Consider the following 26224-nt stretch of genomic DNA (forward strand, 5'->3'; position numbering starts at 1 on the left):
AAATAAATATGAAGAATGGGCTATTTTATTTAAAATGTAAAGGGCTTAATGCTCAATGTAAGAAAGGTGAGTAATATGTCAATTTTAGCCATTATTAAAGGTACTCCTATTTGGGTTTGGATTTTATTTGTTTTTCTGATTAAACGGGGTATCAATGCGTTATATGACAGGGAAATGCGTATTGATCGGCTGTTTTTTATGCCGGTTTTGTTTTTAATATGGGCAATTTACAGTGTATTAAATGAAACGACATTTCCAAATTCGGCATTCCTGGCGCTTATTGTCGGTATTATTGTGGGAGGGGGTATCGGATGGGGCTTATGGCGTAGTCAACCAAGATTAAGAAAAGGTAATGAAGATGGCTCAATCATTCGTTCAGGAACGCCTTTGAATTTGGGTCTGATTCTTACTGTTTTTATAGTGAAGTTTATTATTTCTGCCATGATGAGTATTAACTCTAATTTGTTATATTCTTTCAATTTTAATTTACTTTTTGGTTTTATTTGTGGGTTATCGGATGGCGTTTTTTGGGGAGGAACGCTTAATTTATTTATTCACTATGTAAATAATAAAAAGGAATAAGGTGAAACTATTTTAAATAGCGTTTCAAAATGATAGGAGTACTCCTTACCCCGCGCACTGCGCGGGGTAAGGAACTCCAACATCTGATACTCTCAGTATTATGAAAACCTATTTAATAGATAGTCATACCCATATGATCGAATAAGGAGAAACAAATGTCAGTATATCCGTTTGATAAGGAAATGGTTGCGGTTGAGATTAGCCAGCCAGGAGAGCCTGATGTTTTAACAATGATAAAAATGTCTATTCCTGAACTTAGCGCAGGGGAAATATTGGTTAAAGTGGCAGCCGCAGGTGTTAATCGCCCCGATGTGGCACAGCGACGTGGATATTATCCTCCACCAGCGGGTGCTTCTGAAATTCCAGGTTTGGAAGTTTCAGGTACAGTTGTTGCTGTTGATCCAGCTGTAACGCGCTATGCTGTTGGTGATCAGGTATGTGCATTAATTGCAGGGGGAGGGTACGCTGAATATTGCAAAGTACATGAGAGTAACGCATTACCAATCCCTAAAGGTTATAGTTTGTTGGAAGCTGCAGCATTACCAGAAACATTTTTTACGGTATGGGTGAATCTATTTCAACGTGGCAAGTTGAAAGCAGGTGAAACGGTTTTAGTCCACGGCGGCACTTCGGGTATTGGCACTGTTGCCACTTTACTGGCAAAAACATTTGGTGCTTATGTGATTACCACTGTAGGTTCTCAAGAGAAACGTCAAGCCAGTTTGGCGTTAGGCGCTGATATTTCCATCAATTATAAAACGGAAGACTTTGTCGAACTCACTTTTCAGGCGACTAATGGCCGTGGTGCAGATGTGATAGTTGATCTTATTGCTGGTGATTATGTAGCAAAAAATTTTCAGGCGGCAGCTATAGAGGGCAGAATTATTCAAATTGGTGTGCAGAGTGGAAAGGCGAAAGCGCTTAACTTGATGCCCTTGCTGCAAAAACGTCTCACAATCACAGGTTCTACACTGCGTTCTCGTAGTGTTGAAGATAAAGCCAGTATTGCTCATGATCTATGTGAGAAAGTTTGGCCTTTATTAGGGCAAGGGAAAATTAAGCCAAAGATTTTTAAAACGTTCCCACTCAGCCAGGCATCAAAGGCTCACGAATTGATGGAAAGCAGTGAACATATTGGGAAAATTATGCTGGTGGTATAGGCGATTTTATTGGGTATTTGGGATGGAAAAATAGCCTGAATATCAATTCAGGCTATTTTATAGAAAATGGCGGTGAGGGAGGGATTCGAACCCTCGATACGTTTTCACGTATACACACTTTCCAGGCGTGCTCCTTCAGCCTCTCGGACACCTCACCGAATTTTGTTTTGCTGCATTCAATAAGAATACACTATTGTAATCGCATTACTAATAAACCTAACCATTTAGGGTTAAATAGTCAGGCATTAAAAAAGCCTGACCATTTTGTTCAGGCTCTTTCGTAGAATATGGCGGTGAGGGAGGGATTCGAACCCTCGATACGTTTTCACGTATACACACTTTCCAGGCGTGCTCCTTCAGCCTCTCGGACACCTCACCATATTTTCTATTGCAGTGATTTCTCTTGAGTTCATCGCTGCAACGGGGCGCTACTATAGGGAAAAGCAGGGCAGGCGTCAACAGGCTGATGACGATTTTTTCAGGCTTTTTGACCGATTAGACAAATAAAAAACAATTTGTGTGGCGGATAGCCAATTACGGGAATAAAGGTGCTTTTTTTGTTGCAACAGATCATGGCAAATTTGTTAACCAGATAACATTATCATTATTTTCATTCCTGTCTTCCTCATTGGAGGCTTGCAACCTTTCAGCAATAAGTTAACCCTATTAGAAAAACAAAAAGGAATGAGATTTTATGAACATCATTTTCTTTCACTCTTCCCCTAATTTTAATGGCGATGAATGGATTCAGGGAATACAAGCTAGGTTACCTGAAGCTAACGTCCGGCAATGGATTAGTGGTGATAATGCCTCTGCTGACTATGCATTAGTTTGGTTACCTCCCTATGAAATGTTAGCTAACCGTCGGGATATCAAAGGAATATTTTCACTTGGGGCTGGAGTGGATGCCATCCTTCAGCAAGAATTAGCAAATCCAGGGACATTACCTAAAGGGATTCCGCTAATACGTCTTGAAGATACGGGCATGGCACAGCAAATGCAGGAATATACGGTTTCCTCAGTTTTATACTATTTTCGCCGCATGGATGAATATAAACAATATCAAGAACAGCGTCTTTGGAACCCAGTGCCTGCCCATAATCGAGACGAGTTTGTCATTGGTGTCCTGGGGGCGGGCGTTTTGGGGCGTAGTGTTATTGAAAAATTGAAAGAATTTGATTTCAATGTTCGCAGCTGGAGCCGAACACCAAAACAAATTGATCATGTCGAGAGTTTTTATGGGAAAGGGCAACTGGACGATTTTCTTTCTGAATGTAAGGTATTGATTAATATCCTGCCGGATACGCCAGAAACTCGTGGTCTCTTAAATCTAGCATTATTCAGGCAGTTAAAATCTGGCTCATATGTGATTAATATTGCACGAGGCGCCCAATTGGTAGAGCAAGATTTGTTGACAGCCATTGATAAAGGTTATGTGGCGGGCGCGACTCTGGATGTATTTGTTGAAGAACCGCTATCAAATTTTCACCCTTTCTGGACTCACCCACGCATTAATATCACGCCACATATCGCGGCTAAGACTATTCCTGATGAAGCTATGGATATGATTTGTGACAATATTCGACGAATGGAAAAAGGTGAATCACCCATTGGCCTCGTTGATATGACACTTGGTTATTAACAAGTCGCTTTACAGCAAGGCAGACGATTAGGACAATAACAGATATTTATTATTTAGATAAGTTATTGGAGGTGAATTAAACTATGAACGAATTTTCTATTGTCTGCCGTATATTGGGAACATTGTTTAACCGAGCACCACAAGATCCTGTTTTGCAACCGGTAATCACCCTGATTGCTGAAGGAAAATTGAAACCATTGTGGCCTTTGGAGCAGGATGAGTTATTGGATAGGTTGCAGAAAAGCAGTGAATTATCGGTGATTGAAGCCGATTATCATGCCTTATTTACTGGAGAATCTGCGAGCGTTGCAGTTTGCCGCTCTGATTATACTGATAAAGATGAAAGTGAAGTACGCCAGTTTTTGGTGGAGCGAGGCATGCCTTTGACTGATATTCCTGCCGATCAATTTGGTTCCTTATTGTTGGCAGCATCATGGTTGGAAGATCAGGCCGCAGAGGATGAAATCCAGGCCCAGATTAAGTTATTTGATGAATATTTGTTGCCTTGGTGTGGACAATTTCTTGGTAAAGTCGAAGCCCATGCGACCAGTGGCTTTTATCGGACGTTGGCGATTATGACTCGAGAGGCATTGCAAGCGTTACGTGAAGAACTGGAAGTGGAGTGACAACACATATAGATAAGCCAAGCGGTAAATAGCAACAACAAGTAAAAGCAGGTTATTTAATAAACTGCTCTTACTATTTTATCGATAATATATACATTAAACTTCAAGTTGCAATTTACAACACGATATGAAACCTGATTTCTCCCCCGCTTCGCGGGGAGAAATCACACGCATCTTGAAGTTAGATTGGTATAGAAATTATTTATCAACCAAATCAATAATCAATTTACCGGGTTGAATTTTTAATCCTTTGGCTAATTTTAAAGCAGCGGCTTCGGACTTGCTTTTTTCTGGATTTAAGACATAAACCGGATGATCATCAAAAAACTCACTTAAAGACACATTTAAATAAGGGAGCAACGTCTTAATTGGCGTGGCGACTTTTTCTGGTGTGGTTTGGTAGTCTACGATTTCCAACCCGTTAATGAAAATAGCACCTTTTTCCGCATCAAATATCGGTTTAGCCCTAATAGTCAGTTTCATATCAGCATGAACCGTTCCCAGCAAGGTCACTAATTGAACTTTTGCCAGAGTTGATAATTCAATTTTTTCTGGATCTTGGCGGCCGATCTGGCTGGATAAATCTCCCAGTGTGATATTGGCTTTGGTAGCGGCGGGCAGGCTGATTTGTTTTTGATAATGAACTCTTTTTAATAAATAATCATTCAGCAAGCCTTCATTAATACTGACTTCCTTGAATTGATCACAGCCGCTGATTAACCCTGCCAGTAGCAAGATTGCCCCTAAGAAAAATCTTCTCATTGTTGTCTCCTTTTGTTTTCAATGAGCAGATCTTACACTAATTAATACTTAATTTGCTCATCATATGATTAATGCTTGCTAATAATGATAGGTTCAATTTTCTTCCGGTTGAACTGGTGATGCAGGGCATAAATGGTCACTAAACCCACCAATCCCAGCAAGAGCCACGGTAATTGCGGTATATTTAAGGCATGGCCTGTATCATAAAGCCACCCGCCACCGGTATAGCCCAACGCGCCTCCCAATGCCAACCCCAGTCGGCTGAATCCCATGTAACTGCCGCGTGCCCGTGGATCAGCCAGTGAAGCACTCAGGGTTTCACGTGCCGGCTCTGCTATTACCAGGCCCAGATAGAACAGACAAATCAGGCCAAAGATGAGATGCAATTGATTGACCCAACCGATTGGAAACATGCAAAGACTCATTAAAAACAAGCCAGCCATTAGGCGTTGCTCCTGCCGAAAATATTTCTCACTCCAGCGGGCGATGGGGTAGAGCAGTGTCAGAGAGATGACAGCTTCAATGGCATACATCCACTTAACGGCGGTAGCTGTACCGGAAATTTCATGGATTATAATAGGAAACATCAACATAACTTGTACTGACAGGATAAAATAACCAGCTAATGTCAGTACGTAGTAAAAGAATCGACGATCTTTGATCACACGTCTCAGACCTTCCTTGATGGGGGTGCGAATTGTTGAGATACGGTATGCCGGCAGAAACAAAGCGTTAAATAGAGCGGCTAATACAAAGATTGTTGCGCCAATCCAGCAGACAATATTGAAATTATATTGCAGCAACCAGCTTCCTATCAGTGCACCAATGACGGCGCCTGCACTATCTTGCATCAATAAAAGCGAATAGAAACGGTTACGTTCATGAGGGCGGGTTAATTTTATGACTAATGCCGCCCTTGGCGGATCGAACAATGTCCCACCCAATCCAGATAAAATGCAGGAAAGGAGTAATATCCAGGGTTCAAATGCCATGGCCATCAAGGCAAAACCCACAGCCCGTAGTAACATACCTGTGACAATCATGGGCTTGGCACCGAACTTATCCGCTATAGCACCACCAAAGATACCTAATCCTTGTTGTACCAGTTGGCGCAAACCGAGTGCCAAACCGACAATAACGGCAGCCCAGCCAAGTTGTTCGACGAAACGAATAGAAATTAAGGGAAAAACAACAAAAAATCCTAAAATAACGAGCAGATTATCGAATAAAAGAAAATATTTACCCAAGCTACGCGCTTGTGAAACTAATGACATTTTGCACCATTGGAATATGAAAAGATAAATGTGAATACTTTGTTATTTTGGACTTAATTTGAGTATTAAGGTAGAGGGATATAGATGATATTTTTTTATCGTCAGAGGGTGATTAAAAATGTCGTAAGCGCTAAATTACTTAATGAATTTTCCAGGGTAAATATCAGGAGAAAACATGTTTGGTTATCGTTCTGCATCTCCCAAGATTCGCTTTATTACGAATAGAATGGTTATTCGTGTGGTGTATGAACGGGATACCTATAAATTGGCTGAATATTATGCAGAAAATAAAGATTTTCTTAAGCCATGGGAACCGACAAGAGATGGTAGTTTTTATCAGCCTTCGGGATGGACAAATAGACTGAATTATATTGTGGAATTACAGCGGCAGGGATCGGCATTTAATTTTTTGTTATTAGATCCTAATGAAAATGAAGTGATGGGGATTGCTAACTTCACTAATGTTGTACGGGGGGCGTTTTATTCCTGTTACCTTGGTTATTCTTTGGGCGAAAAATGGCAAGGCCAAGGATTAATGTATGAAGCTTTGCAACCAACAATCCGTTATATGCAACGCCACCAAAAAATGCACCGAATTATGGCTAATTACATGCCACATAATCATCGCAGTGGAAATTTACTTAAGAAATTAGGTTTTGAACGGGAAGGTTATGCCAGGAACTATCTAATGATTGACGGCGTTTGGCAGGATCATGTGTTGACATCATTGATTGATGATTCTTGGGGGTTATAAATGTGTTGAAAAAATAGTAATGAATTCGGATATAGACAGTGGCCGTCTTGAGGGTTTTATTGCCAGGGCAGAGTCAATGGCATGCAGAAACGGTAAGGAGTATCCCGCTGGACGCAGTTTAACCAGCGGCTGATAATTATCTTCAAGATTGCGTACGATGCTGACCGGAGGGGGGGTGCCTACAATCAAGGTATAGAGTACTGCCCCTAACGCATAGAGATCTGTCCAAGGGCCTTGTTGGTTTTTTTCATTGGCAGTGTATTGTTCAATGGGAGTAAAACCGGATCGAATGGTTATCTCTGTATCATCAGACAAGCGTGTTGTTGTCTGGCGGGTAGATCCTAAGTCCAGCAATATCGGTGATTGATTCTCCTGGATCAAAATATTGTCCAAAGAAATATCGCGATGTAAGTAATTCTTTTGATGGAGCGTATTAAGTGCATCCAGCAAGGGAAACAGTATTTGACGAAGCCAATTTTCATTAATGAAATGTGGATGTTTTATCCTCAATTGATTTAATGTCATCCCTTTGTAAAAGGAAGCGGCTATATATGCTGTGCAGTTTTGTTGCCAAAAGCGCTGAAAGCGGGGAAGGCAGGGATGTTCGAAACAGGACATCAAATGGGCTTCACGGATAAAATCTTGTAATCCAGCATAAAATTGTTTTTCTAACTTTTTTCCTCGTAAGTTGAGTTTCATATCCTGGCGGCGTATAGCAAAAGAGTGGGGCGTATATTCTTTGATAGCAATAGATTGCTTGAGATGGTGATCCCAAACACGATACACAATACTGCCGCGGCTTTTGCCAATAACTTCTGAGATTTCAAATTCATTGAGGCAGTATCCGATTGGAAGAGGGTGAGTAAAGCCGATGTGACCACCGATATGTGTCCTGTAAAAATTTTGCAAATGGGCAATCTCTTGTTATCTGCTTATTCCATGAATTTACACTGAAACTCACCTTGCTCAAGAGAAACCTGAAGCTGATGATATTGTTCATCATGTGCACTAGCGGAAAGCAGTTGCTGGCTGATTTGCGGTAGCAGGGTATTTGTCAGAATAGCATCAACCATGCGTCCACCTGATTCAATTTCTGTACATCGACTGACGATATGCTCGACCATGACATCATCGAATGTTGCTGTAATTCCGTGGTTTTCCAACAGACGTTTTTTAATCCTCTCCAATTGTAAGTGCACAATATTTATCATCACTTCATGACCTAATGGGGAGTAAGGAATGACCAGTAATCGTCCTAACAGGGCGGCAGGAAACACATTCAATAACGGCTTACGCAATGCAGCAGTGAGTTCTTCTGGTTCCGGTAAGGTATCTTGTTGGCTGTACAATGAACTGATCAAATCAGCACCGATATTAGATGTCAGGATAATAATCGTATTTCGAAAGTCGATGTGGCGCCCTTCGCCATCTTCCATCCAGCCCTTGTCGAAGACCTGGAAGAAAATTTCATGTACATCGGGGTGGGCTTTCTCTACTTCATCCAACAAGACTACACTATAAGGGCGGCGTCGGACAGCTTCCGTCAGTACGCCACCTTCACCATAACCAACATAGCCAGGAGGCGCTCCTTTTAACGTTGATACCGTATGTGCCTCCTGAAATTCGCTCATATTGATAGTAATAAGATTTTGTTCTCCGCCATATAATGTTTCGGCAAGGGCGAGAGCTGTTTCCGTTTTACCCACACCAGATGGGCCACACAACATGAAAACACCAACAGGTTTATTGGGATCATCTAGTTTAGCGCGTGAAGTGCGTATGCGTTTTGCAATTAACTCTAATCCATGATACTGACCGATAACACGTTGACTAAGGATATCAGCCAATTGTAATACGGCATCGATTTCGTCTTTTACCATACGATTGAGTGGAATGCCTGTCCAGTCTGAAACAACGGAAGAAATAATATTGCTGTCTACAGCAGCAAAGATAAGAGGTTCTTCACCTTGTAAGGTTTTCAATTGTTGCTGTAACTCTGACAATTCGGCATGTTTTGCTGCAAAGTTGTCATCCTGGTCGGTGTGTAATTGCGTTCGCAGAGAAATAATTTTATCGATCAAGGACAGTTCTTGTTCCCAACGTTCTTGTAATTGTTTTTTTTGAGCTTCCAGCGTAGATAGTTCGTTCAGAATAGTGGCCGGACGTTGTTTATCACCGATGCCTACTTTAAATTCCCGTTCGGCAATCTCCAGCTCAATTTTCAATGCATCTATGTGATGACGGCAATTTTCCAGTTGGGGTGGTTCTGCATATTGGCTGATTGCAACCCTGGCACAGGCGGTATCCAATAGGGCCACAGCTTTGTCCGGTAATTGACGGGCGGGAATATAGCGATGTGAAAGGCGTACAGCGGCTTCAATGGCTTCATCCAGCAAAAGCACATGGTGATGTTGCTCCAGTGCCTTGGCCAGACTGCGTAGCATGATCAGCGCTTTATTTTCATTGGGTTCATGAATTTGAACGACTTGAAAACGGCGGGTAAGTGCGGGATCTTTTTCGATATATTTTTTGTACTCCGACCAGGTTGTGGCGCCAAGAGTACGTAATTGCCCGCGTGCCAATGCCGGTTTTAACAGGTTGGCAGCATCACCGGTTCCCTGTTGTCCACCTGCCCCAATCAAGGTATGAATTTCGTCAATAAACAGAATGATTGGGGTAGGGCTAGATTGTACTTCATCGATCACTTGGCGTAGACGTGACTCAAATTCGCCTTTGGCTCCTGCACCGGCTTGTAGCATACCGATATCCAATAACCAAAGCTGGACATCCAGCAAAGGTGGGGGCACTTCTTTCGCCACAATCTTCAATGCCAGCCCTTCAATGACGGCGGTTTTACCGACACCGGCTTCGCCAGTCAGTAGTGGATTATTTTGGCGACGACGCATCAGAATATCAATAATCTGACGAATTTCTTCATCACGCCCTGATACTGGATCAATTTCACCATTGCGCGCGCGCGCAGTCAGTTCTTGTCCATATTGTTGCAGAGAAGACGGTTGTAGAGAGGATGATTGTGGGGAAGGGCTTGCCGCACTCTGTGGTGCATTTGATTGGGATTCATCGCTATCGTTGCAGATGCTGTTGAAATTGTCGAGTAGAGTATCTGCATTCACATGGTCAAACTGGGGGGAAATGGATTTCAGCGCATTGCGTAAGTTAAAGGTTTTCAGTATGCCTATCAGCAAGTGGGCACTGCGAATTTCATTGACACCAAATTTCAGCGATCCATATACCCAAGCGCGTTCTACGGCATTATCAATATGTTCGGCAAGATCAGAGATGGCACTGGCTCCCCGTGGCAAGCGATCAAGTGCTGTAACAATGTCTTTAGCCAACGCAGATTCGTCCAGTGAAAAGTGGCGGATAATTTGCTGTAAGTCGCTGTTTTGTTGCTGCATGAGTTGATGCAGCCAGTGAACTAATTCAACATAAGGGTTGCCGCGTAGTTTACAAAAAGTGGTGGCACTTTCTAAGGAAGTGAACAGGGTGCGGTTAAGTTTGCCGAAGAGTACAGAACGACTGATTTCTGACATAGTGTATAACCCGTAGTATTGTTGACAGTGATTGAGTTTTGCAGGCAAGAGCGGGGGATCATTCCGGCTTGTAAATTAAATCCCCGCGATGGGTTGGTTGTTTATTTTTATCCCGCTCAATTTTTCCAAGCCAACTGCTGAGTCCTAATTTTATCGGTTCAGACAGACAAATCCCTTTTACATCTGACTGGTGGAGAATTAACTGGATATCCCATGCGTATTCAATCCCCAAATATTGATAAACCCAGTCACGCAACTGCCTTGATTTGGCTCCTTCCGGCAAGAACATCTGGTATTCAGCCAGTTTTAGCGGACCTAATTTAATGCGAAATTTATGTTGAATATCGTAGTGTGCAATGCCTAAAAAAGCCGATTTACCCAAACGTGGCATGTTACGTCCTGTTTTTAATTGGGCCTGATCCTGTACTTCGACTTCCAGCCATTGGGGAATATTTTGCACAATTTTGAGTGGGACATGGAAATAACAGGACAGTATTTTTTCTAACCCTTCTGAGTTATGCCCTTGACGGGATAAATGGCCAGATAAAAAATAACGCGCGTGATCATTGATGGTGTCTGGTTGTTGTTGAGCAGGCAAACCCATACCCACCAAACAGGAGAAATAATGGCAAAAGCGTTGATTATCCTGACGATCGAGTGATACGGTTGGTTGAGTATTGGCCCAGGCTCGATAGAACAACAGGATTAATCTATGATGGAATAGGTTAGCGAAAGCATTCAGGGTTGGATCTTGATAATTATATTGTCGTGTATAGGCATATTCGGTCATATGCAGTGGTAATGGGCCATTGGGACCGAACAAACCAAAACTGTAAATGAGTATGTCATACAGTGTCGAGTTTTCTCGTTGCCTGACTTCAGCAATAGTAGAAGGGGCGAAAATCATGGACGCTTTTTGTCCCAACCGCAGTAGCTCATATTTCGGCAATGGGGCAGAACCGAGCATATAATCTGCTCCAGATTGGGCATCGATCCGGCGCAGGGTTTGAAATAAGTCGAATTGCCAGGGAGTTTGGCTGAGTTGCTGCCAAAAGTTATCCGGTAAACGACATAGGTGATGAATAGAAATGGAATTTTTTTGCATCATATTCATTTCTTGTCTGTTATAGCAAATTCTTGTTGCCCATACGGGCAGGCCAAAATCCGATGTTGCCGCGTTGTTGGCTATATAATGTCATTTCAGTAAAGGAGTTCATGGTGACCAGTCGTGAAAAGAGCTTTTCCAATACGCTGCCCAACAACCAGGGACTGGTTCCGGCAAATTCTTGTTCATCCACTTCAATCCTAATACTAACACCACGAGCAAAGACGATCGGGCCAGGTTCAGGAACCCGCCGATAAATCGTTTTTAATGAACTGTGGCGGATACCATTAATCTGGCGCATGACGGCTGGCTCTGCAAGGTTGGCGTATAAGCTCAACAATTGTCGTAATGCCTGGGTACCTTGCTCGTCATCTTTATCCATGAGGTTTAGATAATTAAGTTGAAGCTGGCTAATTAGTTTCCAAGAGGTTGAACCTTGTGCTAAGGCAGGGCGTGGAATGGTGGGCCTTTTTAGAAATACAATTTGGTTAATTGGAATCGAATCTAACATGACAAAACTGTTGAGATCCTGTTGGCGCAACATCACTGATAAGTCACGATTAGTGCACATGACATCAGCGGTCAGGAATTTTAACTCATTGAGCCACGGGGAGTTTTGTTCATCAACAATAGAGACAAAGGATTCTGTTCCAACATAACTGGTTCGGGTTCCGTAGTGACGGGTATGTTCAGATAAGATACGGGGTTCACGGCGCACAGAAAAGTAAGAGCCGTAATTATCCTGGTCGTCACTGAAAGTAGACCAAAATGGCCTGAATATTTGTGTTTCTTTACGTTTGATGTTTGCACCGTGCAGACGTTGTACTGAAAAAATTTCGTAATCCAGAGGACGAATGTTATCGACCACTAAGTGGTATTCATTGGCACTTTCTTCCACTGAGATCCGTTCCGTGATTTTAGGGAATAAATTAATGACTGGTGTACTGTTCAAGGCCAGATAAGAGGCATCTACCAGACGTTCCAGTTCGGAGTCGGTTTGATCCAAAAGCAGTATCAACTCAAATTCATTCTTTTCCTGAGTTTGTTGTAGTAAAGATTCCATACTGCTGATACTGAAGAATTGAAAGCGTGCCGGAAAAGCAAAATATTCCTGAAGTTGACGATAACCACTGAAATTACGCGAATCATTGGGGAGTAATGACTGATCATCATCAAATCCTTCATGATGCGGGAAGATATCGGGCAAGACCTGATATTGGGGAGTATCACCCAGCGTCTGACATACTATGCCAACAGAATGTTCCATAATCAGTTCCAACAACCGTTGGGATTGAATATCTGGCCCGGAAAGAAAGAATACCAGCTTCTTGAGATTCAGTTCATTGAGGAAGAATTTTCCTTGACAGCCAAGATGAATGCGTAGTGCACTGACGGCGCCATATTGATGAAGGTTCAGTGCCACGAGCGGGAGGTTAGCGGGGATCCTGCCAAGTTCAACGTTTTTTAGATGCAGCGGCTGTAAGGTGACATCTTGTGTGGTGCTGTAGTAGAAATTGATCCCATCCTTTTTCAATGTTTGGCAGTGCATGATTGTGCCACGCGGCACTAAAAATCCATGGCTGATATCCCCCTTACTGGTATCTGGCTTGAGTTCGATGATTGCCATTGAAGGTGTAGGAGATAAATAGTTAGGGTACAGGACCTCCAGTAATTGCTCGGAAAAGTGAGGGAATTCCGCATCCATTTTCAATTGGATGCGGGAAGTCAGAAAAGCAAAACCTTCCATCAAGCGTTCAACATAGGGATCAACAACGTCAATGCCATGCATTCCTAAACGATTGGCAACTTTAGGATAGAGTTTGGCAAATTCTTTACCCATTTCCCGTAAATACATTAATTCACGGTTATAATATTCAAGTAATTTATTATCCATACTCCCTATATGAACGCATCCCGTTTGCAAGACAAAAATCACTTTGACATCGTTATTCTTGCCTCGGCAATCTTTCTGCATTCACCCTTGTGGTTAAAAGTTAAAGGAATCGCTACACAGGCCGATTGGCATTTTTTCAGCACCGTCCACCTATGGCGATTATGCAGTCTCTTTTATAGTGAAGTAACCGTTTTCAAGATCGATATCACTGCGGAACAGGAACTCTAGTGGCCAAGGAACGCACCACAACAAGCCCTTTATCTCTATGGATAAGGTGTTGTATAGGGGTAATGTATGGGGATCGGATACACAGTTGACTTCAAGCCCATCGGGAATGATACGTGGTTCGAATATATGAATTGCTGTAATGATTCTGTTCTGGATATTTCCCCATTCTATTTCAGATATGCATTCACCCGCTAAGGAAGGTAAACCAAAGTTATACACAGAATGACGAATTTCTGGAAATGGGGTGAGATCTTCCAAAAATTCGTTGTTGATGTTATTGAGCAGCCATTGCAAATCTCTTAGGACATTCTGCCTTAGGGCTGTGTGCGACAACATGTAATTGTTGATTGTTTCTTGTTTTTTATCAGGTTCATGATCGGTGAGTCTGTCGAATAAAGAAGGTAACATCCTATCTCTGGCAGTGATGCGCGTAGCGTTATTCCGGCTATGATAACCACCATGTAATAAAGTTATATTCTCGTTCATGATTCACCTATTCGCCATTACATTGGGAGTTTTTATATCGGTTAACTTCTGCTTCATAGGCTTGCAGGAATTTTTCATCAAACAGGAAAGGATCTTGTTTAAACGCTTTCTCTGTTTTTTGGTAATGTTTGATGAGGTACTCCCACATTGCGGCTTTGTTGTTAGACAATGACAAAGGAAAACGCGATAATTCATTGTTTTCGCGTACTTTGCGTTCAAGGGTCGCGGGATGGAATAGATGCAATATATCTGTCGTAATAGCACGCATTCCCGCAATCATTCCCATTTGGTGTGCTTGCAACTCAATCAAAATGTCACGGGTTGCCATTTCAAGTGGCATAAACCCTGGTACATGATGACAAAGCATCAGCACCAAAATAGACTGACCAGTAGGCAGAAGTTTAAATGGGTTATTGGCGTTAGATTGAGGTTGAGACAGAGACATGGCTGCTTTTGTTTCGTGTTTCAGTTGGGTACGTAAAGTGTTGAGAGTAACGATACCCTGAGTTAACTGACTGACGAATCGTCCTAATTGATACATCTTTTGTTCATCAAATTGCAGGTTGTTGATCTCTTTCAGTCCCATACCCTCTAATAACGCCGCCAGTAATTTTCCTTCCAATTTGATGCTATTTTTGACGTTATTGTCTTGATTTTGGTGTGCATCTTGATCTGTTTCTTCTAAGTTAATTGATTCCTTTAGGATTTTTTCTTCAAATAACTCGGATGATGGCTGAGAAAAAAGTTGAGATGCTGAAGTAGTCGCGTCATCGACCGCATTCAATGGTATGGCCTCATCCAATATTTGATTCAACAGATCATCATTTTTGGTTGATTGTGCAACCTTAATGTGTTTGTCGGAAAACAGTGCCAGTGGATCAACCTGCTGCTTATCATCATCTTGCTCATTCTCATCATGTGACAATAACGTGGTAGGTGTATGGTCATCCAATATGTTTTCTTGTTGAAAAGTGGTATCTGCATTGAACATGGCGATCGGATCTGTTGTGCGCAATTGTAGGGCGTCAAAATCGATTGTTGGCTCAATTTCTGCCAATGGATCAATTGGATTGCGTTCTTTATCGTATTGGTTTGTTACCAGAGGATTATTGTCGTTTATTTCTGGTTTAGCTTGGGGCGAATCAGAAGAAGATAAGGTATCAGAGGAGGTTAAAATACGCTCAAGATCGTCCCAAATTTCACTGGCAGTTAGCGAGTGCTCGGCATTGATCCCGTGTTGTGATGGGTTCTTTTTGATATCAATAACTTGGATCTGATAATTGCCAATATTCAGCATATCACCATCACGAATTTCAACTTGGCGATTGGGCGCCAAGGGGATCATGTTCAATAAAACTTCAGAGGCAGAGCCTTGATTATTTATCTGGCATTCTCCGTCAGCAGAAATAGACACAATGGCCTGCAGTCTGGCAATTGTTTGTCCGTCATCGGGCAAATACCAGTTATTTTCCGTACTGCGACCGATTGTGCCGCCAGGAGGAGAAAAATCATGACTCAGTTGTGGGGGTTGGCTGGAGCCAGAGTGATTAACAATGGTGAATCTCATAAGTATGGATACCTATTGTTATATAGCAATCTAACTTCAAGGTGCGTGTGATTTCTCCCCCGCGAAGTGGGGGAGAAATCAGGTTCCATGTCGTGTTGTCAATGGCAACTTGAAGTTTAATGCGTATAGATAACGATGAATGAGAAAATAATGACGTTTTGAAATAATGAAATTGAAAAGACGGCCTTCCTGTGAGTATCCACAGGAAGGCTATTATATGTGTGATTAACCGCCTTTATTGGCGTAAGAATCCCATTCATAGCTAACTTCAGCACCTTTAGCGCCTGAGCCATATTCTTGAGAGAAATAGCTTTCTTTATGTTTTTGGAAGGCGAGGAGGATAGAAGAATAAAAACCACCATCCCCGTATGCCAGGCTGGATCTCGCGACTAAAGCGTTTGTCAAAACCAATGTATACCAAGGCTCTTGTTTACCTCCTTGTCTACGTACTTTAAGTTGCACTTCTTTAATATGTGTCCCTTTAACGAGGTATTGGCGCAAGGTTATGGCAGACTTGTCAAACAAAATATCCAAAGACAAACCGGAAACTGTCACGATACCTGCACCGAGTCCAGAACCCTGAGCATGTGAATTAACATTGTTCATTACTTCAAGTGCAAACGATTGGACAGCCGTCCACTCTTTGAATTCGTTATCGCCTGATTCTCCTTTAACATCAGTAAATTTAATATATGCATCAATGCCTGGAGTAGACATAATTTTCTCCTTAATATAGAGAGTTGAATGAAACTAACAAGTGCAGCCAATAACTACCTATTGGTGCTAGACATAAGGGTATATATGTATTGAAATTCAAAGATGAATAAATAGGTTTTGGACAGATAGACGTTTTATAAGTAAAAAAGTATTCTTTAATTTTTTAATATTAGGCTCCTTTTAGTGAAGGGAGTTTTGAAACTAAGCGTAGGGAAACGGTCAAACCTTCCAGTTGGTAGTGGGGACGCAAGAAAAATTTAGCCTGATAGTAGCCTGGGTTGCCTTCCACTTCTTCCACCGTAACCTCTGCAGCAGCTAGCGGTTTTCGCGCTTTAGTCCCTTGTGATGAGTTAATGGGATCGCCATCAACATAATTTATAATCCAATCATTCAGCCAACGTTCCATATCTGAACGTTCCTGAAAAGTCCCGATCTTATCGCGCACGATACATTTCAGGTAATGGGCAAAACGACAGCAGGCAAATAAGTAGGGCAAACGGGCTGCAAGGTTGGCATTGGCAGTCGCATCAGGATCATAGTATTCTGCGGGTTTTTGCAGGGATTGGGCACCAATAAAGGCGGCAACATCCGTGTTCTTGCGATGCAATAATGGAATGAACCCATTTTTTGCTAATTCTGCTTCACGGCGATCGCTAATGGCGATTTCCGTTGGGCACTTCATATCTACCCCTCCATCATCAGAAGGGAAGGTGTAGCAAGGCAGGTTTTCTACAATACCGCCGGATTCTACACCACGGATAGAAGTACACCAGCCATACAGTTTAAAAGAACGATTAATATTAACTGCCATAGCATAAGCGGCATTTGCCCAAGTGTAGTTATTGTGCGTTGGGCCTTCTGTATTCTCCTCAAAATTGAAACTATCAACGGGATTAGTGAGGGCACCATAGGGGAGACGGGAGAGGAAACGCGGTAGTGCCAACCCGATGTAACGCACGTCTTCTGATTCACGTAAGCTGCGCCAGGGCGCATATTCGGTGTTTTGGAAAATTTTGGAGAGATCCCGTGGATTAGCTAATTCCTGCCAGGATTCCATTTGCATAACACTTGGTGATGCACCTGAAATAAATGGACAGTGTGCTGCTGCACTGATTTGTGCTATCTGGCGTAAAAGTTCAACATCTGGTGCGGTATGGTCGAAATAGTAATCCCCCACCAGACAGCCAAACGGCTCGCCACCAAATTGACCATATTCCGCTTCATAGATCTTTTTGAAAATGGGGCTTTGATCCCAACTCACGCCTTTGAAACGTTTTAATATTTTGCCCAACTCCTTTTTGGAAATGCACATCACACGGATTTTTAGCATTTCATCGGTTTCTGTGTTGTTTACCAGATGATGCAAGCCACGCCAAGCGCCTTCCAGGGCCTGGAATTCTTCGTGGTGCAGAATATGGTTCACTTGTTGTGATATCTTGGTATCGATTTCAGCAATCAATGATTGGATAGTACGGTAAGTATCGCCAGAAATAGTGACCGTGTTTTCCAACGCCTGTTGTGCCAGTGTCTTCACCGCATTTTCAACGGCACTACGGGTATGATCACTTTGCGGACGAAACTCCTTATTCAGCAATGTACTTAGTTCATCAGGGGTATATTCTTTTGCTCCCTGTGCGTGTTGAATCTGGGTTTCTTGGTCAATTTGGCTCATCAATTACTCCTTATCTTCATTAACTTCTGCTGGAGCACCCTCTGTAAGATTTGGTGCTTCAGCCAAGGATTTGAGCAGAGCGGGGTTTTGCAATATCTCGGCAATCAGTTTTTCTGCGCCATTTTTGCCATCCATATAGGAAAGCAGGTTTGCCAGTTGGGTGCGTGCTTCCAGCAATTGCGCCAATGGCTCGACCTTTTTGGCGATGGCGTCAGGTTGAAAATCTTCCATAGTTTCAAATGTTAAATCGACATTCAGCTTACCCTCACCAGTCAGGGTATTTTCAACCTGAAAGGCTGCTCGCGGTTTGATTGAACCCATCCGTTCATCAAAGTTGTCAATGTCAATTTCCAAAAATTTACGATCATTAACGTCTGGCAAGGCTTCTACCGGTTTTCCTGCTAAATCAGCCATAACTCCCATAACAAAGGGTAATTGAACCGCTTTCTCCGAACCGTAAAGCTCGATATCATATTCAATCTGTACACGAGGAGGGCGATTCCGTGCGATAAATTTTTGTCCACTGGATTTCATAACACATTCTCCGTTATTGTCTGGATAACTAAGTTAATACCCTTTTAGCTTTAAGCCGCTGGTAAGTGACGTACATGTATTCCGACTAATAGCTATAGCGTTTAGCTATGTGTTCAGGGAGCTGCTCCTGTTGTCATCAGGTTGCAACTAGAAAATGATTGTTATACCAATCTAACTTCAAGATGCGTGTGATTTCATATCGTGTTGTCAATGGCAACTTGAAGTTTAATGGGTATAAAGGGATTCGCGGATAACTAATTTAATTGGTTAAAACAATAAGTTACTGATCCGTTTCAGGGGTATTGGAGCGACCAAAAACGCTCTCAAGCTGACTTAACCCTTCGGGAACAAGATCGTGGATAATATTAATAAAATCACTGTCAATCAGCCGTAGAATACGGTCAATCATTATAGGCGCTGGATGGCTTGGCTCATGTTGAAGAAAATAAGTTTTGGCTTTTTCTAATAAAATGCGTGCATCGTCTCGGTTACTGACTTCGATTTCTCGCCAATGAGTAAATTCACTCTTTTCAAGGGACTCAAGGATTGTTGCTGATGAAGTTATTTGCTCCGCTGCACTGTTTTGTTGCATAGGTTCGGATGCAAATGTTTTTGCGCTGTCAGAATATTCCTGAATATCTGTTCCTGGTTTATGCATGGGAAAAAATTTAATGATGGTATCCAACTGTTTTAAAAACTGCGTCAATTCGGGAAGGTAATTGTTGGGTAAATGATGGCGAATAATTTCAATCAAGGCAGTGAGTTGCTCGTGAATGGCAATGACTGCCTTGATCTCAGGGCTATTAGATTGTTGGTGTAATTCATTAATTAATCTTGTGCGTCCGCCAGTATAACCTTTGATTTCGGTTACCGTACCATTAAGCAGTGAACAAATTTCCTGTAATGACAATTCCGTTGAAACACTCCTGAGCACAATCGAGTTCTGGGCTTTTATCGTACAGGGTGAACCATCTTCAATGATGGCTAGCGTGTTGAGGCGGAATAAGGGATCATATTCACCATTAAATTCCAATTTTGGCCATACATCTTCCCAATAACGTTCCAGGGTTTGGCGTAGTAAATTCAGTCCATCGGCATACCCACATACTCCCCGAATATTTAACCATGCTTGCATCAGGGCGATGATGACACGCAGATCTTTGGAACGGGACAGTAGGTGAGTGGCTTTTTTTTCCACCTCTATCCAGTTTGGTGGTTCAGCAGGGATGAGTACATCACCAAATTGCTGTTCAGGTTTCTCGATTAGGTTTCGCTCTAATGTCAGAAATTCATCATCGTATTCGAGGTCTTCCCCGCACGGAAACGCTACACTGATTGGAGTGAGTAAGGTATCAATATTCATGGTATTTTCAGCTTATATTCAGTTCACAAGTCCACAGTAAGGATATCGATCATGCTGTTTGAAGCCGTTTTGGATTTGGGCATGAGAAAGCAGGGAGATTAAACGGGCTGAAAATGCTGTTCGGGGTAAATGCTAGCAAGACAGTATGACCACTGATATTAAACCTTGCCCATAAGCTCATATCACCATTATTGGTTGACTCCCCTGTTTTACCGCGCCAGATACGTTTGGCATGATCCAGCAAGCGGTTTAGTGCCCAGAAACCTGACGTTGATAAGTTTGCCGTTGTACCATCCGTGAGATTTAATTGAATGCGAACCAGATTGATATTGGCAGGGCCAGGCCAGCTAATCAGTTGTGAAAGTTGCGGGCCGTGACTGTATTCTACTATCTGTCCATCAACATCCAGCACCATACTCAATATATCGTTACTCATATTGATTGGACGAACCATGACGCGAAATGATGGTGTTGGAGTTCCGTTGGTAAATAGCGTATTGCGGATAATCTGGGCCTGTTGGAAAGGTTTGAGCAGATTTCCCCCCCCTGGCAAGGGCTTGCCATTCACACCTGGCATAAATTGCCATTTTGGCAGAGTCGTATCTACTTTACCCACTAAATTTTTCTGGAAGAAACTGTCCATTAAGCCGGTTTCTGGCGCAAACATTCGTGCCATGTCATCGGGCTTAATATCCTGCTTTGCGTTAGGGTTTAACGGATAGCGATTGGCAATCGCCTGGTTGCAAAACCCGCCGATTTCTGTACTGAGATGCTTACCGACATTTTTCATATCACTAAGCTGAGTATCGCTACTGGCTCCCACTGCGAGTGACGAAACTATGCTTCTGAACGGTATAGGCAGGAGAGCAGATGTTGTTTGTAGCTGCGTGACAATCTGACCAGGGGGCAAGGGCATTCCTGCATTGGTTGCATTTTGTACTGAGGTTAAATACAGGTATAACTCGCTAATTTCTTTTAAGGTCTTATCAAAAGGGATACTTTGGGTGTTTTTATTTGGCCTTTTTGCTAACGCAATAATTGAGGCAAAAGATTCTTCTAATGCCCGCTCTGGTGTAGGTTGATTATTAACTGGCATTATTTGTTTGGGCACTAATTTCGTTAATTTATTTGATTGACTCTTCACAATACGGCTATTCTCAATATCGTTGAGTTGTTTGATATTATTGCTATTTTCATTCAGTATGACGTTTTTACTGATATTAATTAAAAGGTTACGCATAGGTGAATCAGAAGAAGACAACAGGCGTGAAGTGTTGATCCGTTGTTCCAGGGTATCGATATTTATCAAACCAATATCCGCCAGAAACTCGTTCCATTGATATATATAGTCGTTAATATAAAATTGCTTAACAGCGGATTTTATTTCCTTATCGGTCTGCTTTTTTGCATAGCTACCGAGTACCCAACTGTCTTGTGAATATAAGGTTGTTAGAAAAGTGTTGAGGTTTTTCTCAATACCTTGCTGATAACCCGCTGGGGTGAACATCCCTGATATGCCATCTGTAATGGGCGCACCACTGATACGTGAGAAAGCCAATTCAGCCTGCGGACCTGCGAGTGATTCCAGATTTACGGGGGCTAAACTGGGATCATTGATTAATTTTTCCTTCATATAGTTATAAGCACGTTGTGCTGGTGGAATATTGCTAATTAATTGCTGTTTTTTTTTGATCAGCGCGTCATCGCGAATGAAAGGAGATGTGACAACTTGGTTATCTAACAATTGGCCGATGTGTTCCGAGATTTGTTGCAAATGCTGCTGGGTTGTGTCTGTGTTTAATTGGGTTTTCAAATATTGCATGATCCAATTATGCAGAAACTTACCATCATAATGCTTAGGCTGGTATAACATTTGATAAGCCTTGAGCGTATTGTAGGTGTTCTCTATGTCATCGTTGTTGTCATCATACAGCTGGTTAGTGATGATAGTTGCTATCTGGGGCAACAATAATGTTTTTAGGGCCTTTCTATATAGAAAACGGCTGGCATCACTGATTTGTTCACCACAATACAATCCCATTCGATAGGATAAGGGGGGATCATTTAAGGAAAAACGTTGGCTTTTATCTAAATGAGCCAAACTATTTAAAATCGGCAGCAAGGCATAAATATCATTGGCATTCTTCTTTAAGTGAGCGCTTTGTTTTGCAATGGTCGGAAATCTGGCTTGTACTTCCATCAGGTAATCTTGGTTATTGTTGTAGCTTATCAAAAGTAAATTGGCTACCAATGCCAGTATTGCCACTGAAACAACATATTCCAATCCGCCCAGCAAGCGTCTGCGGTATATCCACCAGCGGTTATAACCGGCAATTCCTGCTTCATTAAAGATATTTTCCAGTAAATTTTTTATAAAGTAAGCCTGGCTGGCCGGAGCAGGATGAACACTTTCTTTATTATTCTCCCATGACATGGCTTCACTATTGTTATTGGTTGGTAACTGAAAATTGCGGTTAAATTTCTCCATGACATTGTCAAAGGAAAATCCTGTTTGTGTTCCACTGGTGAAATAGAGCCCACGTGGATAATAGGGTATTTCAAAGCCCGACTTTGCGAATACAATTTCAAGATATTGTGCGATCAGGGGGCGCAGGGATGCAAATTCTTGTGGGAATAAATAACTTTCGGCACATTGTTGTGAATTGTGTCCGTTTAAGAGAATAGAAGGTAATTCAGCATCTAACCGCAATACTAATTGGTTATACTGTTGATTAAGAATGTCATGCAAATCAAAATCAAGACCTTTATTCCGTTTTCCCCGTGAAGTGTTACTCCATGGGAAATTAAATCCCCAAATTTGTTCACGGGATTTTTTGTCAAAATGGGAGAAATAAGCACTAAATCCTTTTAATAAATCCGTCTTAGTGATCATGATATAAATAGGGAACTGTATTTTAAGTTGTTCATGTAGCTCTGACAGGCGCTTACGCAGCATATAAGCCTGCTGCTCCCGTTTTTCAGTAGATAGATTGAGCAAATCTTCCACACTAATAGTAATAATAATTCCATTCAGTGGTTGGCTTATCCGATATTTTTTCAACAGTCGGATGAAGTTTTTCCATTCATCAGCATCCTGTTGGTGAAAACTATCCTGTGTGACATAGCGACCTGTAGTATCTAGCAGAACGGCTTTATTGGTGAACCACCAGCTACAGCTATTCATGTCTTGTGTACTGTGCAGTGCCGATTTACCCAGGTAGTCCGACAGAGGAAAATGTAGACCAGAGTTTGTCAGTGCTGTCGTTTTGCCTGAACTGGGGGCACCGATAACCAGATACCAGGGTAATTGATATATATATCGGCGACTGAGAAAGTGTATCCAGCTTGGTTTATTTTTATTATACCAACCAGAAAAATAGGCTTTTTTCAATAACTTTGCAGCATCAGAGAAACGCTCTGCTAATGTAATATATTGTTCATTCTGCTTCTTTTCTTCGTTTTCATTTTTAGTGATGTTCAATTCCTTGGTCAGCTTTTGGTTAAGCCATGATTGGTATAACCGCGGCATTACTTTGATGAAAAACCAGATCAAGAAGAGAGAAATAATGGTAATGATCCGTGTTGTATTTGTTTCAAAAGGGAACTTGTTACCAACAGAAATAATGGGACCAATGAACCAGATAAAAAAAGAGACTGCCGTTACACTAAGAAAACTCCATGTCAACGGGCTGGTGATGATAGAAAAAAGTGCATTCAGCATGTCTTAATTTCCTTACATCGTTTGGCTTACAGGAGAAGCAAACAGTGTGATTTCAACTCGTCTGTTTTTGGCTCGATTACTGGCAGTATTATTGGGAACTAAAGGATTTTGGGCACCTTTTCCCTCTGCTTTGACTCTTTCTGGTTGGTTCAGATAACGTTGAAGTTCTTTTTGTACAGACTTGGCTCTCGCGAGTGATAAAGCATCATTGGATGAAAAACGGGAAAAACGGGTATTAATGGGAATATTATCGGTATACCCAACAACCAGAATTTCGCCGTTAAAATGGTTTAATACCTCAGCAACCCGCCTGATGACATCCAAATAGCCGCTTTTGATCTGAATGGCACTGGTGTTGAATAAACCAGCGCCTTTTAGCGTGATCACGCTTCTATCAGGTAAGTCAGTGACGTCCAATGATCCTGTGGCTATTTCATCCTGTAGCCTGTTTTGCAGGTTCAGAGTGCGTGGAAATCTTCTATCGCTGACGGTGATATTAGGCAAATTAGTCTGGTAGATTTTAGCCAAAATGGGATTAACCTTATCATTCAACTTCCAGTTCAGGTTTATATACAAGAGACATACCAGAAAACTTAATATTGCTATAGATATCCATACTGGTAAGGAAATATATTGAGGTTTATTCGGTAAGGTAATGGCTCGTGTTTTTTTTGATAACTCAATGGGATAACTACCTCTAATCGAACTTATTAACTGGAATAAACGTTGCTTCACGGTTTCCAATTGGGTACGGCCGTTATCGATGACACGATAGCGCCCTTCGAATCCAAGCAGGAGACAAAAGTGCATGAGTTCTAACAGGAACAAGTTGTCCTTGGGATTTTGCGACAACTTGGCTAATAGTTGGAAAAATTTTTCGCCCCCCCAAGTTTCATTATGAAAAGTGACGAGCAGGCCACTGCCAGACCAAACACTGCGCAACCCCCAAGGCGTGAGTGCTGCGGCCTCATCCAATGCGGTGCATAGACAGTAGCGGGCGCCAATGATCACGTTATAGGGTAGTTTGACTTGTTGGCATTCCACTTCAAAACGCCGGATTTCATTAATCAGTTGCTGGCGTAAATGGGTTGGATCAGGGTGAACAATTGAATGCCGGATCTGGGGGATCGTATTTAACAATGGATTTGCGGAAGAAACCAACGGGTTACGATTGGTATCATCAGAAAACACCTGATGTTCAGTTATCTGTTTTTCCTGCGTCATAGGCTTCATTACCTCGATTTTTCCTGATTACGGACAGCCCAAAACTCGATGATCAAGCCAGGGAACTCACCGGCCAGATGTAAGGCAAAACCGCTGGATTTCTCCATCTGTTTCCATAAGTCTCCCTCTTTTTCTAATTCAAAATAGACATAACCTGAATGCCAGGGAATTTGTCTGGGTACAGAGGGCATGGCGCGTAGTGAGAGACCGGGTAATTGCAATTGAACCAATTCACGTATACGGCCAACGGGGGCAATTTTCATTTGGGCAGGAAATTTGCTCATAAGCATATCATTTGCAACATCAGCATGGACGGCCAGAATAAAGCTGAACGTATGTATCATATCGGCGTTGGGTAATGTGGCGATATTCAAGCCATGAGAGTATTCCGTTAATGGCAACTGAATGGCATGTTCTTCAAGTATGATTGATAACCCTTGGCGTAGTTGGAACATAAGTTGGTTGAAGCACTGCGTTAAATTATCATGATCATAGAGAGGTAAATTTTCTTCCGGTACACGGTGTTGAGAAAATGTCGCCAATTCAGTGGCAAATTGTAGCCATTCGCTGAATAACCGTTCTGGATGCAATAGTGACAGGTTCTGCAGATGGTTCATCTGGCCACTATAGCGATTCAAAAGTGACAGCAAGAGAAAATCCATAATCTCAGAATCATTGTATCGCCCCAACTGTAACAGACGCTGGCTAATTTGTTGGCGGCGCTGTTCTAGTAAGTCTTGTATTTGATTAATAAAACTTCCTATTTGTGGATTCGCATGGCAGTTGAGCAGGGGCGGAATAAATTGCGAGTCAAGATAGAGTTTCTTGTCATTTGTTTTATTCATGACATATACAAGACCCAATGCGGTCCATTCGGGTGTTAAATCAGAGGCCAACATCAGACGCAAACGCATTTTGCCAAATTGTATTGCAGCATTGCCAACAGACATGGCATTAAAGTCGTTGACTTCAGCTTCAAAGCTAATAAAGCGTGCCAGCGAATCGCTTTTTTCACTGAAAATAACCTCTTCTTTTCCTCGCCGACAAGCCGGTACAGCCAGAACAACATGGTTATCAGACGGGTTTTCACCAAGCTGTAAGGGGGTGGGGGCATTGGCGGCATCAAAACTAAAAGGGGTTCCGTCAGGGAAAATACCACTGGCTGTGAAAAGGCTGACTTTACCCTGATTAAGCAGTTCCTGATCCAATTCGAGCGTTAAAAACCCCCAGTAGTAAGGGTGTTGTGTGATACCCCAGTCACGAACATAGGCTTCCAGGTAGTTTTCAGCCTGCTGGAAGTGGTGGGGACGTAAAAACATGCCTTCTGTCCAGATAACTTTTTCTGGTTTATTCATTATC

20 protein-coding genes and 2 tRNA genes are annotated in these 26224 nt (G+C 42.2%); 5 read left to right on the forward strand and 17 right to left on the reverse strand.

Annotated features, from left to right (window positions below; translation table 11 throughout):
- The first annotated feature begins 75 nt into the window (after positions 1-75).
- Both IQ211_RS06305 and IQ211_RS06310 read left to right on the forward strand, forming a co-directional pair.
- Entirely contained in the window at positions 76-582 is a 507-nt protein-coding gene (locus IQ211_RS06305) for a DUF6622 family protein (RefSeq protein WP_189761351.1), read from the forward strand.
- Between the two features lie 155 nt (positions 583-737).
- The gene (locus IQ211_RS06310) at positions 738-1742 is read left to right on the forward strand and encodes an NAD(P)H-quinone oxidoreductase (protein ID WP_189761350.1); all 1005 of its coding nucleotides are present in this window, start codon (positions 738-740) and stop codon (positions 1740-1742) included.
- 67 nt (positions 1743-1809) lie between these two features.
- On the opposite strand, the gene IQ211_RS06315 is transcribed toward IQ211_RS06310, so the two are convergent.
- Together IQ211_RS06315 and IQ211_RS06320 are read right to left on the reverse strand one after the other, a co-directional pair.
- Positions 1810-1899 (reverse strand) — tRNA-Ser (locus IQ211_RS06315).
- Positions 1900-2030: 131 nt separating this feature from the next.
- Positions 2031-2120, reverse strand: a tRNA-Ser gene (locus IQ211_RS06320).
- Positions 2121-2436: 316 nt separating this feature from the next.
- Here IQ211_RS06320 and ghrA point away from each other — a divergent pair.
- Positions 2437-3384, forward strand: a complete 948-nt coding sequence (gene ghrA, locus IQ211_RS06325) for a glyoxylate/hydroxypyruvate reductase GhrA (protein WP_189759837.1) — start codon at positions 2437-2439, stop codon at positions 3382-3384.
- An 83-nt stretch (positions 3385-3467) separates the two neighbouring features.
- On the forward strand, positions 3468-4010 hold the full coding sequence (locus IQ211_RS06330; RefSeq protein WP_189759836.1) for a TorD/DmsD family molecular chaperone: 543 nt from the start codon (positions 3468-3470) through the stop codon (positions 4008-4010).
- A gap of 198 nt (positions 4011-4208) precedes the next feature.
- On the opposite strand, the gene IQ211_RS06335 is transcribed toward IQ211_RS06330, so the two are convergent.
- Complete coding sequence (locus IQ211_RS06335) at positions 4209-4772, reverse strand: lipoprotein (protein ID WP_189759835.1); 564 nt, start codon at positions 4770-4772, stop codon at positions 4209-4211.
- Positions 4773-4840: 68 nt separating this feature from the next.
- On the reverse strand, positions 4841-6046 hold the full coding sequence (gene mdtH / locus IQ211_RS06340; protein WP_189759834.1) for a multidrug efflux MFS transporter MdtH: 1206 nt from the start codon (positions 6044-6046) through the stop codon (positions 4841-4843).
- Between the two features lie 175 nt (positions 6047-6221).
- Between mdtH and rimJ the strand changes: the two genes are divergently transcribed.
- Positions 6222-6800: a ribosomal protein S5-alanine N-acetyltransferase gene (gene rimJ / locus IQ211_RS06345; protein WP_189759833.1), complete on the forward strand. Its 579-nt coding sequence runs from the start codon at positions 6222-6224 to the stop codon at positions 6798-6800.
- On the opposite strand, the gene IQ211_RS06350 is transcribed toward rimJ, so the two are convergent.
- From IQ211_RS06350 to tssK, 13 genes are all read right to left on the reverse strand, one after another.
- The gene (locus IQ211_RS06350) at positions 6795-7709 is read right to left on the reverse strand and encodes a serine/threonine protein kinase (protein WP_189759832.1); all 915 of its coding nucleotides are present in this window, start codon (positions 7707-7709) and stop codon (positions 6795-6797) included. The two genes, rimJ and IQ211_RS06350, sit on opposite strands and share 6 nt — an antisense overlap.
- A gap of 23 nt (positions 7710-7732) precedes the next feature.
- Positions 7733-10354 (reverse strand): type VI secretion system ATPase TssH, encoded by a 2622-nt coding sequence (tssH, locus tag IQ211_RS06355; protein WP_189759831.1) that lies wholly within the window; start codon positions 10352-10354, stop codon positions 7733-7735.
- A 58-nt stretch (positions 10355-10412) separates the two neighbouring features.
- Positions 10413-11468: a type VI secretion system baseplate subunit TssG gene (tssG, locus tag IQ211_RS06360; RefSeq protein ID WP_399478133.1), complete on the reverse strand. Its 1056-nt coding sequence runs from the start codon at positions 11466-11468 to the stop codon at positions 10413-10415.
- Between the two features lie 10 nt (positions 11469-11478).
- Complete coding sequence (tssF, locus tag IQ211_RS06365) at positions 11479-13353, reverse strand: type VI secretion system baseplate subunit TssF (protein ID WP_189759829.1); 1875 nt, start codon at positions 13351-13353, stop codon at positions 11479-11481.
- A 159-nt stretch (positions 13354-13512) separates the two neighbouring features.
- Complete coding sequence (locus IQ211_RS06370; RefSeq protein WP_189759828.1) at positions 13513-14067, reverse strand: type VI secretion system baseplate subunit TssE; 555 nt, start codon at positions 14065-14067, stop codon at positions 13513-13515.
- Positions 14068-14074: 7 nt separating this feature from the next.
- Positions 14075-15634, reverse strand: a complete 1560-nt coding sequence (gene tagH / locus IQ211_RS06375; protein ID WP_189759827.1) for a type VI secretion system-associated FHA domain protein TagH — start codon at positions 15632-15634, stop codon at positions 14075-14077.
- A gap of 225 nt (positions 15635-15859) precedes the next feature.
- The gene (locus IQ211_RS06380) at positions 15860-16351 is read right to left on the reverse strand and encodes an Hcp family type VI secretion system effector (protein WP_189759826.1); all 492 of its coding nucleotides are present in this window, start codon (positions 16349-16351) and stop codon (positions 15860-15862) included.
- Positions 16352-16520: 169 nt separating this feature from the next.
- The gene (tssC, locus tag IQ211_RS06385) at positions 16521-18023 is read right to left on the reverse strand and encodes a type VI secretion system contractile sheath large subunit (protein ID WP_189759825.1); all 1503 of its coding nucleotides are present in this window, start codon (positions 18021-18023) and stop codon (positions 16521-16523) included.
- 3 nt (positions 18024-18026) lie between these two features.
- Positions 18027-18557, reverse strand: a complete 531-nt coding sequence (tssB, locus tag IQ211_RS06390) for a type VI secretion system contractile sheath small subunit (protein ID WP_189759824.1) — start codon at positions 18555-18557, stop codon at positions 18027-18029.
- A 280-nt stretch (positions 18558-18837) separates the two neighbouring features.
- Entirely contained in the window at positions 18838-19920 is a 1083-nt protein-coding gene (gene tssA / locus IQ211_RS06395) for a type VI secretion system protein TssA (RefSeq protein WP_189759823.1), read from the reverse strand.
- A gap of 49 nt (positions 19921-19969) precedes the next feature.
- Positions 19970-23641 (reverse strand): type VI secretion system membrane subunit TssM, encoded by a 3672-nt coding sequence (tssM, locus tag IQ211_RS06400; RefSeq protein ID WP_189759822.1) that lies wholly within the window; start codon positions 23639-23641, stop codon positions 19970-19972.
- A 12-nt stretch (positions 23642-23653) separates the two neighbouring features.
- A complete protein-coding gene (locus IQ211_RS06405; protein ID WP_189759839.1) occupies positions 23654-24865 on the reverse strand; it encodes a DotU family type VI secretion system protein in 1212 nt (403 codons plus the stop codon).
- A gap of 8 nt (positions 24866-24873) precedes the next feature.
- Positions 24874-26220 (reverse strand): type VI secretion system baseplate subunit TssK, encoded by a 1347-nt coding sequence (gene tssK, locus IQ211_RS06410; protein WP_189759821.1) that lies wholly within the window; start codon positions 26218-26220, stop codon positions 24874-24876.
- Between the last annotated feature and the right edge of the window lie 4 nt (positions 26221-26224).

The sequence above is a fragment of the Xenorhabdus griffiniae genome (assembly GCF_015163655.1).
Lineage (GTDB): Bacteria > Pseudomonadota > Gammaproteobacteria > Enterobacterales > Enterobacteriaceae > Xenorhabdus > Xenorhabdus griffiniae.